We start from the raw sequence: 13,051 nt of genomic DNA, 5'->3' as shown, positions 1-13,051 counted from the left end.
GCCACCGGGCCGTCACCACCCGATACGACGAACTCGCCGTCCGCTACGAAGCGTCCGTGCTGGTCGCAGCCACAACGAGTGGCTGCGACCAGCACTTTCACAACATGGCTCAGACCTGTCACAGCTGCGTCGGCTGCTCGGCCACGGCGGGTGGCGGACCCGGTGACACCGCTCGGGTCCCACCCGACCGCACGTGCGCGATGCGCCACCGCGTCAACGTTGTCCGGCCGCGACCGCCCGGAACGGGTTGCCGGTGCTTCCGCTGCTGCGAAGGCGTTCGTCGTTGCGTTTCGAGCGGGCCAGCGGCAACAATTGATGGACAAGCATTCACCGAAGTATCACTGCATCTTTCTCCCCTGTGACAACACAGGTCTCCCGGATGCGGATGCATCGGCAGATCGTTTTCCGCATAGGATTCACCGCAGCGCCCATCCCGGCGTCCGCGTCGAGCGTCACCCCAGGTGAACGGGGCCGGGCACGGCAAGGCTGAGGATGAGAGGAAGACATGGCCCCGGCAACTGGCGCGGCGCGCAACATCGAGGTCACCGCTGAGGGGCTGCAGGAGGATCTGGCCCGTCTGCGGCTCCAGAAACAGGCACTGGAGAGGGAACTGGCCGCCGTCATGGCCCATCTGGACACCCTCCAGCGTGCCTTGGGCGCACTCCAGGTCCTGATGGCGGATCCGACGGGTGGCACGCCGGTTCCCGTGGACACCGTCGATGCGGGCCGAAGTCGTGCCCCGGCGCCCAGACGGGCGCACACAGACGCTCCACCGGCCCGACGTCCCGCAGCCGCAGAAGTCACCCGGGCCTCGGGGCAGCCCGAGAACCGGCAGGGACCGGGCATGTGGGCTCCCCGTCCCGAGGCCGAGGGGAAACAGACATACGGAAAGCTCACCGAGCAGATCCTGGAATACTTCTCACAGGCCGGCGACGCCGACGTACGTGCCCGGGACGTAGCGGCGGCACTCGGCCGCGACACCGACAACGGAAGCATCAACGCGGTGCGCAGCACACTCGACCGTCTCGTCGGTGCGTCCCGGGTCCGGCGGACCGGCCGTGGTCTCTACCGGGCCCGGCGTTCCTGAACAAATGCGCGGTGACGACTGTGAATGGCCCCGGACGCCATCTACGGGGGATCGATGACATCCGGGGCACTGCACCCGCTCGGCGCCGTGCAGCGGGTGTGGAAGCGCTCCCGACGCTTGTCTGGGAGTTGCCACCCTGCGTCTGGAACACTGTGACCAGTGTATCGCACGCTCACAGTACTGAAGGCCGACAGTGGTGGCGTGCGGCCGAGTCTTGGAGCAACTGCACCACGCCGGACCGTTCCAGCGATGCTCGACCGAGCGGCCCAATAACAGTGTGATGACATGTTGCGTTTTTTGTTGGAGGGCGCCACCCCGCAATGGATCATCGGAAGGCGTGAAGCACTCGTCATCGCCGCTGTCGCCCGGCACCCACACGATCACCGTCCCTCACGACGCCGCCCACGTCGAACAGCGATACCACGTCGCCGGTTCGGGGCCTGTATGCATCGCCCACTCGGGCGGACCCGGCATCGGCTGGGAATACCTGCGCATGCCCGCGCTCGAGCGCAGCCTCACCATGGTGTACATCGAGCCGGTCGGCACGGGCGCTTCCGGACGACTTCCCGATCCGCAGGACTACTCCGTGACCATGTACGCGCGTCTCCTGCACCATGTGGTCGAGCACCTGGAACTGCCTGAGGTCACCCTGCTCGGCCACTCCCATGGTGGTTTCGTCGCCCAGCAGTACGCCCTCGACCACCCAGGGCGCCTCGCTGCCCTGGTCCTGTACGACACGTCGCCGGTGGCAGACGACCAGTTCTGGTCGGCGGCGGTCGCCGCCATGCAGCGCTTCGTGGACCGTCACGTCGACGACCACCCGGAGGTGGCCGGTTACGTCGCTGCCCTCACGGCCCGCCTGGACCTGCTCGACGACGACGGCACCACCGCCGTCCTGCGCAAGATCATGCCCGCCTATCTCTTCGACTACTGGGGCAGGAAGGAGGAGTTCGCATCCGTCCGCCAGTCGCTCCGGATGTATGCAGCCCCGACCCGCGGCCAGGGCGCTCCGTTCGATGTCCGGGACGCCCTGCCCCGTATCACCACACCGGCACTCGTCCTGGCCGGCAGGCAGGACTTCATCTGCGGACCGCGATGGGCCCGCCTACTGCACGAGGCCATGCCCGCAGCCGAGTTGTCGATCCTCGAGGACACGGGACACCTCGCGCATATCGAACGGCCCGCACAGTTCTGCGCTGCGGTCCTCGCGTTCCTCCGCGCTCGCGGTGTGTTCGCGGGCCAGCAGAACCCATAGCCGTTTTGTCGGACAACAGTGTGGAAACGGCGAGAGAGTGGCAGCGGTGCGCCGCCCGCGCCGCGAGCGTTGCATGGTGCGGCCGAAGGATGCTCCTGATGCCGGTGGTGGCTACGGCCTCCGAAGCTCTGCCCAGTGCGGGCATGTCACGGGTCAGCGACCGAAGAGCGCACACAAGGAGGTGCAGCGCCAGCACTCCGGTGACCACGCCCCCGACCTTCGACTCCCCAGGAGGGTGACTGAGATGCGCGGCTTGGTGTGCCGCCGGCAGACCTCCCACCAGTATCTCGTGCGACGGGCCGGCCGTGGAGTACGCCATCCAGGCCATCGCGGCCATGCCGATCGCGTACGGCAGCCTCCGCGCTGTTGCGGCCAGTCTGGACTCCTGCCGACAGCTGACAGCGGTCAGCGGGAACCACGCTGCGGCGGCTGCGAAGAAGGCCGTCAGCGGCACCTCCGACAGTATGCGCCCCCAGTTCCACGGCATCACTGCCAGGGCCATGGCCATGGCCATGGCAGTGTGCAGGAGATGGTCGACCCGGCTGCGCCACCCGGAACTCCGTGACAGGACAGCATGCCGCAGGGCGCGGATCGCCGCCGCCGCGAACAGCGCTGTCAGCATGCAGTACACGACATCAGTGGCACTCATGCCTCAACGCGCCCTCCGCGGAAGGGACGGCCGTTCGTTGCGGTTGCAGGCGTTGATGACGGCGATGCGTGAGGTCAGGGCGGCGAGATGGTCCTCGTCGAAGTGCTTGGCGGCGTTCGTCCAGGCCTCGTCGGTGCCCCCCGGCCGCGTCCGCGACGCAGGTGCCCTGCTCGGTCAGCTCCAGCGCGGCGCGCTCGGCCTCGGTGGTGACCGTCGCCTCCCGCCAGGCGTCGACCAGGTTGAGCCGCACCGCGGTCTCCCCGGCGTGAGCGGCCTCCTTGGTGTGCATGTCGGTGCAGAAACCGCAGCCGTTGATCTGGCTGCCGCGGATCTCCACCAGATGCTGAACGGTGGCCGGGAGCGTCGAGCACTTGCTCCCGGCCGGGTGGCTTGATGCCGGTCCTGGACGACTTGCAGGCAGCGCCGGTGGAGAAGCCGGACGGGGCGAGGCGGGTCCAGGTCGTCCGGTGAAGCGTCCCCGAAGAAGGCATCGGGGCGCAGCGCATTGTGAGAAAGGTTGTGAGGCACCGCCACCTCGGAAGTCTGGGTGCACTACGGCGATGGCACGATGCAGCAGCGGTAGAACACATCATGCATGGTGTGTTTGGGCGTGTAGCCTCTCGCATGGCCGGTCGTCTTCGAACACGGCACGTTGCTGAACTATCAGCCGAGGCACAACCCGTGCCGCGGCCCCTTTCCGTCACTTCGCAGGGAACCCACCCCCATGAGTCAGTCACCGTATGCTGGAGTTGCTTGGTGCCGGCCGATGCTCGCTCGTCTTTCCGACGAGGAGCACCGTCCCGCCACCACGCTGGAGCTGTTCTTCGATCTCTGCTTCGTCACCGCCGTCGCCCAGGTCGCTTCTGCATTCGAGCATGAGCTCTCTGCGGGCCGGATAGGTCACGGCGTCCTCGGCTACGCGCTCGTTTTTTTCGCGATCTGGTGGGCGTGGATGAATTTCACATGGTTCGCCTCGGCCTACGACACCGATGATGTCCTGTACCGGCTCCTGACGCTGGTTCAGATCATAGGCGCCCTTGTCATGGCCGGCGGCGCGGCACAAGCTCTCGAGAACAACGACTTCACCGTGATTACGTTGGGTTACGTTGTCATGCGCCTGGCCATGGCAACTCAGTGGCTGCGTGCAGCGTATTCGGATCTCGAACGCCGCCGCTCCTGCCTACGTTACGCCCTTGGAGTCCTCCTGGTTCAGGCTGGCTGGGTGGCCCGTCTCGCTCTGCCGGGCAACGGTGGTCTCGCCTGGGTCCTGCTTCTCGACATGGCTGAACTCGCCATCCCGGTGTGGGCCGAGCGTGCAGCCAACACCACCTGGCATCCGCGTCATATTGCTGAACGCTTCGGGCTGTTCACACTCATCGTGCTCGGTGAGTCCGTCACTGCCGCCGCCGGCGCCGTGCGAATCGCATGGGACAGCGAAGCGAATACGGGCACGGTCGCGTTCCTGGCGCTGGGCGGCCTGCTCACGGTCTTCTCGTTCTGGTGGCTGTACTTCAACCAGAACGCACGACGACGACTCGCCACCTTCACCACCGCGATGCTGTGGGGTTACGGCCACTACGCCGTCTTCGCCTCTGCGGCTGCCACCGGTGCCGGCCTTGCCCTCAATGTGGCGCGTACTGCGGGCCAGGGAGCACTCACCGACCAGCAGGCCGCAGCCGCGTACACCGTCCCGGTGGCCGTTTTCATCGTGCTCGTCCGGCTCCTGCACCGGCACCGCTCGCCAGCATCCGCCGCGGTCGACATCGTTCACCTGGGCGCGATCATCGCCGTCCTGGCCGCCACCTACACAGCCGAGCCCGTGCTCGGCACCGGAATCATCACAGCGCTTCTGATCGCCGCGACACTGATCATGACAGGGCGACGAGATGGTGCCAGAGTGTCCTGACGCCGGTCTGCCCCCGGCAGAGCGAGCACGCTGACAGCTGTCACGCCGCCACGGTGACCGCGTCCGTGCCCTGGCGGGCCTCACGCCGCTTCATCGCACGGCGTTCGCTCTCCGTCATGCCGCCCCAGATACCTTCCACCTGCCCCACCTCCATGGCCCAGTCGAGGCACTGTTCCACGACGGGGCAACGGCCACAGACGGCCTTGGCTTCATCGATCTGTTCAAGCGTCGGCCCACTGTTTCCTATGGGGAAGAACAGATCAGGGTCTACGCGCAGACAAGCTGCCCGTTCGCGCCAATACATGCCGTGGTCTCCTCGTTCAGCAGCCATGGGAGAGCAACCTCCAGGGTTCGTCATTCGGGAGGCCCGGAATCCGATCGCGGTCAATCTCGTCTCTGCAAAAGGCACCGGGGAGCTGTCATGTGAGACCGGCCACCCGGCGCAGGTGTGACGCGCAGCCGAGTTCCGCGTGGCTTTCGTCGTGGGACATTAGCGCTGCATCCGAAGCAAGTAGCGGCGCGGTCGGTGAGTTTTGCACACTCCGGCTCTGTGCGGCCCACGACGTCGGCGACCGCATCGGGGGCCATCCCGAAGACGTTCGTTCGGCACGAACGCCGCCCGTTCGGCCGGGGACAGAGAGTCCAGTGCGTTCAGCAGGCCCGGCTGACCTCCTCCCCCTGTTCTTGCTCCTGCTCCTGCCGCCGCTCAGCCGCCTCAGGGCCCCGGACAGTCCTTGTCAAGGTGGCCTCAGCGGCCGGGGAGGTGTGGGCGAGCCGGCCAAGACAGATTCCTCCCGCGGTCTTCGCAAGCCAGGGTCGGGGAGCGGCGATCCGCCTGCGTTCCGTGTCGGACAGCCCGTACCACCGGCGGTAGGTCTCATCCACGACGCTCTCCGCCTCACCGGGGCTGCCCAGCATCCGGTAGGCGACATCCAGCAGGTACCGACGCTCGTCCAGCAGTTCGGCGATCGGCTCCGCATCAGCATGGTCCATACGGCATCCTCCCTCTCGCACGGCACCACACAACGCGGCCGCGCAGCGGTGATCCAGATGACGGGCTCGTACACGACAGGGCATCGTGGGATCCCTCTTCCACCTCACCCATGTGCTCGGGCTGATCTCGCCTGGCCTGTCGGGCCGTGGCCTGTGCGGCCGCCAGGCGTTCACCACTCGTCGCCGGTCTCACCTGGCGGATCCGACTCGGGCTGCGCCTGCTGCGCGACCCGCAGGTATAACACGATCTGACACTGTTGCTGTGTCGGCGTTCTCCGGCGGGGGCCAGGCCCATACGGCAACCGGTCTCCGTCGCACAGCTGTCACACCTCCTTCAGCTGTCCGGTCAATGCGCGAGGGCGGCTCGCGCGCCGCTCGTACAAGCCCGCGCAGCGAGGAAGGAAGCACCATGGCCTGGCGCTCCAGGGACCGCCGATGCATCCGCACGACACCCGCTCAAGCTTTGCCCGGCCGGCAAAGCCGGTTCCAGGGCATCCGAATCTCCAGGTTCCAGCCGCCCCGTGCCGTCCTGCGGCGGCCGACCGCGTGTCTTGTCCCGAGCGCGCCGAGGCTCCCTCGATGCGGACTGTGTTGACGTAGTGGCAGGCGGACTGTTGTCGGTACGGGCCGCAGGACGCCGGCAGCACCGTACGGACTGGACGGCCGCTGCTCCGCTGCCCGTCCGCACATACGCCGGTTCCGTGCTGCTACCGGCTTGAGCCGCAGAGAGACACGTCATGTTACGAGACCGCGACGAGCACTCCGACCCTGCCACCGCCAGTGTGCCCACGGCAGCAGCAGCGGCCCTGCTCGAGGTCCGCCTACGCATGCTTCAGAGGGCATTTGACACTGTCGACGCGCGCATGAAAACAGTCTCCGACACGTTGCGCCTCCTGCGCCGCACGTCTTTTGCTTCCGCCGAAGCTCCGCACAGCGAATAAAACCGCGCGTCGTCCGGCTGGAAGGTTGCCAAGAGCCACGCGGCCCGGGAGCGGGCCGGAGCATTGCGAACGGTGTCAGTAATCCGCGGAAGTGGTGTCCTCGCACCCTCGGTAGGTCAGGTGTTCCTGCGGCCTCGGGCCTTTGGCACCACGGTGACCTGCCCCGTTTGTGCCCCTCATCAGTGGGGTGGCTCTTTTGGACACCGTGGGCCTTCTGACGCACCTACATTCCGCATGAGCCACTACATATGATGTATGGGGGTATGCGTCCCGCATCCAGGCCAGGGGGCACCGGAGGTGAGCCGAGGCGCGGCAAGAAGGGTTGAGGAGGAGAGGAACACGTGGTCTCTGTAACCCACACGGCGCATGACATCGAGGTCACTGCTGAAAGCCTTCAAGAGGATTTGGCCCGACTGCAGATCCAAAAGCAGGCGCTGGAGAGGGAGCTCGCTGCGGTCGTGGCGCATCTCGGCTCGGTGCAGCGGGCCCTCAGCGCCTTCGAGGCCCTGGTGCGTGACCCTGCTGCTGCGGCGGCTACGTCGGGCACGGCCCATGCCGCAGTCGCAGAACGCGGCCAGGCCGCGGCGCCCGTCGTCCCGCAGCCGGACATCGCCTCCCCCCAGTCCGCGGACGCCACCACCACGCCGCCACCCCCACCCCAGGCGCGGAAGCCGAAGAGCGGCAAGGACGCGGGCCGTGCCCACACGGCCGGATCGGAAACGGACGAGCAGAAGAAATACGGCATGCTCACCGAGCAGATCATGGAGTACTTCGCCACGGTGGGTGACGCGGACGTGCGGGCCCGCGACGTTGCCGCGGCTCTGGGTCGTGACTCCGACAGTGGAAGCATCAACGGGGTACGCAGCACACTCGATCGCCTCGTCGGTTCGTCCCGTATCCAGCGGGCCGGCCGAGGCCTCTACCGCGCCAAGCGTTCCTAGGCCCCGCCGCACCGCCGTCACCGGCCGCGCACGGCAGGTCCGGCCGCTGGGCCGAACCGATTCCGGATCTCGTAGTGGCGGAGCCAGCTGTGTGCTGGAGGAGTTCGGGCGTGGCTGACTCATCACCTACTCATCGGCAGACTCCGGCCTCCAAATGCCGGGTCGGCAGCATCAAAAGGCGTCCGGAGGTAGCGAAGGAGGCCACGGTCGATGTCTCCTGCGTCAGTGGCCTGCACTGCCTGCGCTCGATACGGGCCTCGATCTGGCGGTGGGGCCATCGAACGGGCTTCACCGTTTGATCGATGGCATGTCTCCGCTCATGCGGCCGCGTGGTCCCTCGCCAGGCCCTCCTCCAAGCGGTGCGGGTTTGTGACCGTGACGAACGCGTCCCGTGGATGCTGAACGGAGGCGAGGCAGACGAGGTCCCTGCCCCACAGTGCGGCGGTGAGCCAGACGGTGAGAACATGGACCTTGCGCTCCCAGCTGGGCACCGCCAGGACGTGATAGCCCCGGTGCATCAGCCAGGCGGGAAGTCGCTTGATGACGATGCCCTTGTACTGGAAGATGCCGCGTCCGAGCCCCAGGGTCGCCACCACTCCCAGACTGCTGTGGCGGTAGTTCCGGATTCTGTCTCCCCGGAGGCTTGCTGCGATTTTTTTCGCAAGATGCTTGCCCTGCCGGGCGGCGTGCTGGGCGTTCGGCACCGTGTGTGCACCCGGTACGGCCGAAGCCAGGTCGAGAACGGCCGCATCGTCTCCCGCCGCCCACACATCCGGCACGGGCTCGATGTCGGTGCCCACGCGCAGATCGGGCCGGACCACGAGCAGGCCCCGCTCGTCGACGGGAAGATCCGTGTGGTTGTGCACGACCGGATTGGAGGCGTGCTGGCGGCCCAGGCGATCAGCCCGGAGTCGCATTCCTCTGCGTCGGACAGCGCGACGTGGCCGTCCTCGGCGGAGAGCAGCTGTGAATTCAGGTGGACATGCGCGCCACGGCGCTCCAGAGAACGCACCACCCAGGCACCGGGCTTGTCTCCCACCTCGGGCAGGATGCGGCTTCGGCCCTCGACCAGGTGGAACGACAGATCGTCGATACGGAGTTCCGGGTTGAACCCGACCATCGCCGTGGCCAGCGACAGGAGTTCACCAAAGCCCTCGACGCCGCAGAACCCCCCGCCCACGAACGTGACGGTGAGCAGCTTTCGCCGCTCGGCACCGGGCGGCAGTGACGCCGCCTGGGCGAACGCCGTCATCAGCCGGTCGCGAACGGCCACCGCCTTCTCCACGTGCTTCAGGCCTATCGCCTGCTGCGCGAGCCCGGGTATGGGGAAGGTGCGGGTCACGGCACCGGCGGTGACCACGGGGATGTCGTAACGAAGTTCATCCTGCGCTCCACTCGCAGGTCGGACGACCACCCTTCGGTCTGCGTGGCGGATCTCGGTCACGCTCCCCGCGATCAGCCGGGTCCTGCGAAGGTGCCGACGCAAGGACACGGCAGCGTGACGTGCTTCGACCGATCCAGCCGTCACCTCCGGCAGAAAGGGTTGGTAGGTCATGTACGGACGCGGGTCGACAACCGTGACCCGTGCCTCGCCCCCCTGCGCAGCTTCTTCTCAAGGCGCCATGCAGTGTAGAAGCCCGCGTAGCCGCCACCGACAATCAGAATCTCACGCATTGGTCCCTCTGTCCGTTGTTCGTCATCAGATAGACAGGGCGGGGCCGGAGGGTGTGACACGCGGACACAGCTGCCGGGAAGGCCGCCGTCTGTGCTGCGAGTCTGGACGCAGCTACGAGACCGTAGGGCGCGAAACCGTCACAGACGTCGAGTGCATCCGGTCTTCACTTCGAGGCAGCGGTCTGAGCCTCGGCACAACAACCACGGAGGTACAACAGAGTGTTTGACAACCACTCAGCAGCCGCGGCGACCGACCGTGACGGGGCACTCGGCTCAAACATCGAGAGAGCTGTGCTGCTCGTCCCGGATCCCAAGGTCGTCAGAGGGCTGCTGACGCGCTACGCGTCGCTGCAGATCGCGCTCGCCGAAATCGAGACGCCAGAGAGGGAACGTGAGCTCGAGGACGTGAGCTACACGCTGTGCGTCACGATGGGAACCAGGAATTTGCAGGAGGCCATCGCCGCCGCCGACGCACTGCTCGTGGCCGGGACCAGGCGGGACGGTGTCCAGGAGCCCGACGCTGACGGTGGTCTTCCGGTGGCGATCTGAGAAACGACCATGAGAAATCATCAGGTGGCAGCTCCCGAAGCGTCCCCTTGGAAGGCGCCTGCCACGGCCCGAGCGGCTTGCGGCTGCCAGCCGGGCCGCGGCAGGCGATCCGGCGATCAGCTGACGTGGGCGGCGATGGTTCGCGCACAGACCAGGGACTCGGTGCTCGGTGTGCGTCGGGTCCACCTCCAGGTCAGTAGACCACACCCTCGTGAACCAGGTCCGCTTGCAACGCTGCCACCCCCTAGACGCGATCTCCTCGTGTTGATGTGCGCGGACAATGGTGGAGTCCACCGAGTGGTCCCAGTCAATCTCTCCCGCAATGTCGGCCTCAGCCTGGACCTGCTGCTCTGCATGGCTGTCAGCGACGTCCTGGGCGATATCGTCGCGCCCCTGAACACCGTGCTGTTCGACTTCGGCCGCGACGCGGTGACATGGGCGGAGCTGCTCGGCTTCGCCACGGGCGCGGCCTGCGTCTGGCTGACCGTCAGGGCGCGCACCGCCAACTTTCCCGTCGGCATCGCCAATAACCTGTTCTTCCTGGTCCTGTTCTGGAGCGCCCAGCTGTACGCCGACGCCCTGCTGCAGGTCGTGTACCTGATGCTGGCAGCCGTCGGCTGGTGGACCTGGCTGCGCGGCGGCGAGCGCCGCTCCGCCCGCCTGATGGGCCATGCCTCCGCACGCACCGTCGTCGTCTTGCTGCTGATCGCCCTGGGACCTGACCGTGGTGTTGACCCGCGCCCAGGACATCGCGCCATTCTGGGACGCCCTGACCACCGCACTGTCGCTGGCCGCCCAGTGGCTGCTCAACACCAAGTCCTTTGAGAACTGGTACTTCTGGATCGCCGCGGACGTGGTCTACGTCCCGCTGTACTTCGCCAAGGTGCTCTACCTGACTGGCATCGTCTACGTGCTCTTCCTGACCATGTGCCTGCTCGGACTGCGCAGCTGGCACCGGGAGCTGGCCGCCGGCCGGTCGACCGCCGCAGCCACCCTGGTGCGCGCATGACGGCCGCCTTCGACCACGGACTGGTCATCGGCAAGTTCTACCCCCCCTCACGCCGGTCACCACTTCCTGGTGCGCACCGCGGCGGACAGCTGCTGTCGCGTCACGGTCGTGGTGATGGCAGCCGACGTAGAGTCGATACCGCTGGCCAACCGGGTCGACTGGCTGCGCGAGGCGTACGCGGACCGCCCCCAGGTGGCCATCGCCGGCATCGTCGACAACCTCCCGGTGGACTACAACAGCGACAGCGTCTGGGCAGGGCACGTCGCCCTCATGCGTGAGGTGGTGGCCGCCGCGGCACATGCGGCCGTCCCGGTGGACGCGGTGTTCACTTCAGAGCCGTACGGCGCAGAACTGGCGCGCCGGTTCAGCGCGGCGGACGTCCGCCTGGACGCCGCACGAGAGACGTTCGTGGTCTCCGCCACCGCGGTCCGCAGCGACCCGGTGGGCCGCTGGGACGCGCTGGAGCCGCCGGTGCGGGCCTGGTTCGCCCGGCGGGTGGTGGTGCTCGGCGCCGAGTCCACCGGCACCACCACGCTCTCCCGCGACCTGGCGCAGGCACTGCGTACCCGTGGCGGTCCGCATTCGCTCACCCGGTGGGTTCCCGAGTACGGGCGCGAATTGACCGTCGCCAAGCTCGCGGTGGCCCGCGCGCTGGCCGCCCGCCGCGGCTTTGCGCAGCCCACTGTTTTCGACCTGGAGTGGAGCGACGCCGACTTCGAGGCCGTCGCCGCCCGCCAATCGGCCGAGGAGGAACGCGCGGCCCGAACCGGCGGGCCTGTGCTGGTGTGCGACACCGACGCGCTGGCCACCACCGTCTGGCAGGAGCGCTATCTCGGCCGGACCACCGAGGCGGTGCACATCCTCGCCAACGCCATGCCGCCCAGGGCGCTGTATCTGCTCACCGACCATGAGGATGTGCCGTTCCACGATGACGGCCTGCATCAGTGAGACCTCACATCGTCGGTTCCTCTCATGGCCGCCAGCCTAGTGATCAAGCCAGTTGAGACAATCTGTCCTCCTCGCTCGAACCGCTCACCCGGCCTCTCAACCAATCAGCAACACACCAGGCCAGCCGCCGCCCCGTACACCAACAAACCCCCCTCCGAGCGTCAACACCGCGGGCGAGCATGAACCTGCCCGGCGCCGGCTCGGCCCGCCAGCCCCGCGCAACCAGGCGTTTCGCCTTCGCCTGCAGCGCCTCCACCCGTGCCGGCACCACGTCCATGCCAAACGCGGCGGCGGCCATCTCCTGGAACCGACCAGGCAAGCCCCTGACACCACACCGGCACCTGCGTCTTCGGCTTCGCCGCATCCCGGGCCGTCGGCGGCGCGTCTGCATTCTGCGGATCTGCGGATCTGCGGATCTGCGGATCTGCGGATCTGCGGATCTGCGGATCTGCGGATCTGCGGATCTGCGGATCTGCGGATCTGCGGCAGCCTCGGCCTCGACGGTGTTGCCGCCGTCCGGAGCCAGCACCGTATCAACCCGCGTGCGGCCGATCACCCACTCCTGCCACTCCTGCTCGGCCGCGGCCAGCTCGGCCTGGACACGGTCGGCCTCATCCCGCAGCTCGTCCACGCGTCGGCGAGCAGCAAGCTCATGCTGTTCCAGCAGTCCAACGACCGACGGCATCCGCTACCTCCCGAAGAGCGGCGACACCACAGGCCACAGCTCCCACGGAATCACCGGCCCTATGCCTGACCAGCTAAAACGCCGACTTCAGGTTCGGAACGACAACAGCTTCTTAACCTGAAGCACATGGGACCTGCCGTCCTGCTGCGGCAGCAGAAGGTCGATGCCGCCGTCACCGCGGGAGGGACGGATCCTGATGCTGTCTGGGTGCTTACGCGACACGAGGATTGCCACAGTTTCTTCAACTTCATCCCCGCTCATGCGGGTCCACTCCACTCTCGCCATCCTCGCCGCCTATGCCCGAGAAGCGAAACAAGGAGGCTAGTAGGACTCCGTTAGGTCTTTCTTGATCTTGGCGTGGCTCTGCTGGGCAGGGGTTGGTGGCAGGTGGTGCAGGTGCCGGTCCAGCAGTTC

The 13,051-nt window shown here is 67.2% G+C and carries 10 protein-coding genes and 4 pseudogenes; 7 read left to right on the top strand and 7 right to left on the bottom strand.

From position 1 onward, the window contains the following. The first annotated feature begins 505 nt into the window (after nt 1-505). Together ACZ7L1_RS35545 and ACZ7L1_RS35540 are read left to right on the top strand one after the other, a co-directional pair. Nucleotides 506-1,087, top strand: a complete 582-nt coding sequence (locus ACZ7L1_RS35545) for a hypothetical protein (RefSeq protein WP_471443349.1) — start codon at nt 506-508, stop codon at nt 1,085-1,087. A gap of 337 nt (nt 1,088-1,424) precedes the next feature. Then, nucleotides 1,425-2,342, top strand: coding sequence for an alpha/beta fold hydrolase (locus ACZ7L1_RS35540; RefSeq protein WP_471443347.1), 918 nt, complete (start codon nt 1,425-1,427; stop codon nt 2,340-2,342). A gap of 112 nt (nt 2,343-2,454) precedes the next feature. On the opposite strand, the pseudogene ACZ7L1_RS35535 reads toward ACZ7L1_RS35540, so the two are convergent. Continuing rightward, nucleotides 2,455-2,964, bottom strand: a pseudogene (locus ACZ7L1_RS35535) (DUF5134 domain-containing protein); the annotation flags it as partial. A gap of 30 nt (nt 2,965-2,994) precedes the next feature. Further along, a pseudogene (locus ACZ7L1_RS35530) lies at nt 2,995-3,412 on the bottom strand (carboxymuconolactone decarboxylase family protein). Between the two features lie 303 nt (nt 3,413-3,715). Between ACZ7L1_RS35530 and ACZ7L1_RS35525 the strand changes: the two are divergent. Beyond that, on the top strand, nt 3,716-4,897 hold the full coding sequence (locus ACZ7L1_RS35525) for a low temperature requirement protein A (RefSeq protein WP_471443345.1): 1,182 nt from the start codon (nt 3,716-3,718) through the stop codon (nt 4,895-4,897). Between the two features lie 40 nt (nt 4,898-4,937). Here the strand turns inward: ACZ7L1_RS35525 and ACZ7L1_RS35520 are convergent, their stop codons facing one another. After that, on the bottom strand, nt 4,938-5,201 hold the full coding sequence (locus tag ACZ7L1_RS35520) for a WhiB family transcriptional regulator (RefSeq protein WP_471443389.1): 264 nt from the start codon (nt 5,199-5,201) through the stop codon (nt 4,938-4,940). A 347-nt stretch (nt 5,202-5,548) separates the two neighbouring features. After that, entirely contained in the window at nt 5,549-5,890 is a 342-nt protein-coding gene (locus tag ACZ7L1_RS35515) for a sigma factor (protein ID WP_471443343.1), read from the bottom strand. A gap of 1,282 nt (nt 5,891-7,172) precedes the next feature. Here ACZ7L1_RS35515 and ACZ7L1_RS35510 point away from each other — a divergent pair. Then, nucleotides 7,173-7,772 (top strand): hypothetical protein, encoded by a 600-nt coding sequence (locus tag ACZ7L1_RS35510; RefSeq protein ID WP_471443342.1) that lies wholly within the window; start codon nt 7,173-7,175, stop codon nt 7,770-7,772. Between the two features lie 317 nt (nt 7,773-8,089). Here the strand turns inward: ACZ7L1_RS35510 and ACZ7L1_RS35505 are convergent. Continuing rightward, nucleotides 8,090-9,446 (bottom strand): annotated as a pseudogene (locus tag ACZ7L1_RS35505) (NAD(P)/FAD-dependent oxidoreductase). A 219-nt stretch (nt 9,447-9,665) separates the two neighbouring features. Here ACZ7L1_RS35505 and ACZ7L1_RS35500 point away from each other — a divergent pair. From ACZ7L1_RS35500 to ACZ7L1_RS35490, 3 genes and pseudogenes are all read left to right on the top strand, one after another. Next, entirely contained in the window at nt 9,666-9,995 is a 330-nt protein-coding gene (locus tag ACZ7L1_RS35500; RefSeq protein WP_471443340.1) for a DUF5133 domain-containing protein, read from the top strand. Between the two features lie 354 nt (nt 9,996-10,349). Beyond that, nucleotides 10,350-11,004 (top strand): annotated as a pseudogene (gene pnuC / locus ACZ7L1_RS35495) (nicotinamide riboside transporter PnuC). Between the two features lie 114 nt (nt 11,005-11,118). Next, on the top strand, nt 11,119-11,952 hold the full coding sequence (locus ACZ7L1_RS35490) for an AAA family ATPase (protein WP_471443338.1): 834 nt from the start codon (nt 11,119-11,121) through the stop codon (nt 11,950-11,952). Between the two features lie 43 nt (nt 11,953-11,995). On the opposite strand, the gene ACZ7L1_RS35485 is transcribed toward ACZ7L1_RS35490, so the two are convergent. After that, on the bottom strand, nt 11,996-12,637 hold the full coding sequence (locus tag ACZ7L1_RS35485; RefSeq protein WP_471443336.1) for a hypothetical protein: 642 nt from the start codon (nt 12,635-12,637) through the stop codon (nt 11,996-11,998). Nucleotides 12,638-12,724: 87 nt separating this feature from the next. Further along, on the bottom strand, nt 12,725-12,913 hold the full coding sequence (locus ACZ7L1_RS35480) for a restriction endonuclease (RefSeq protein WP_471443334.1): 189 nt from the start codon (nt 12,911-12,913) through the stop codon (nt 12,725-12,727). Between the last annotated feature and the right edge of the window lie 138 nt (nt 12,914-13,051).

It is taken from the genome of Streptomyces sp. NPDC107546 (assembly GCF_055639175.1).
Note: the sequence above shows the minus strand (reverse complement) of the source record. Positions and strands in the feature narration are given on the sequence as shown.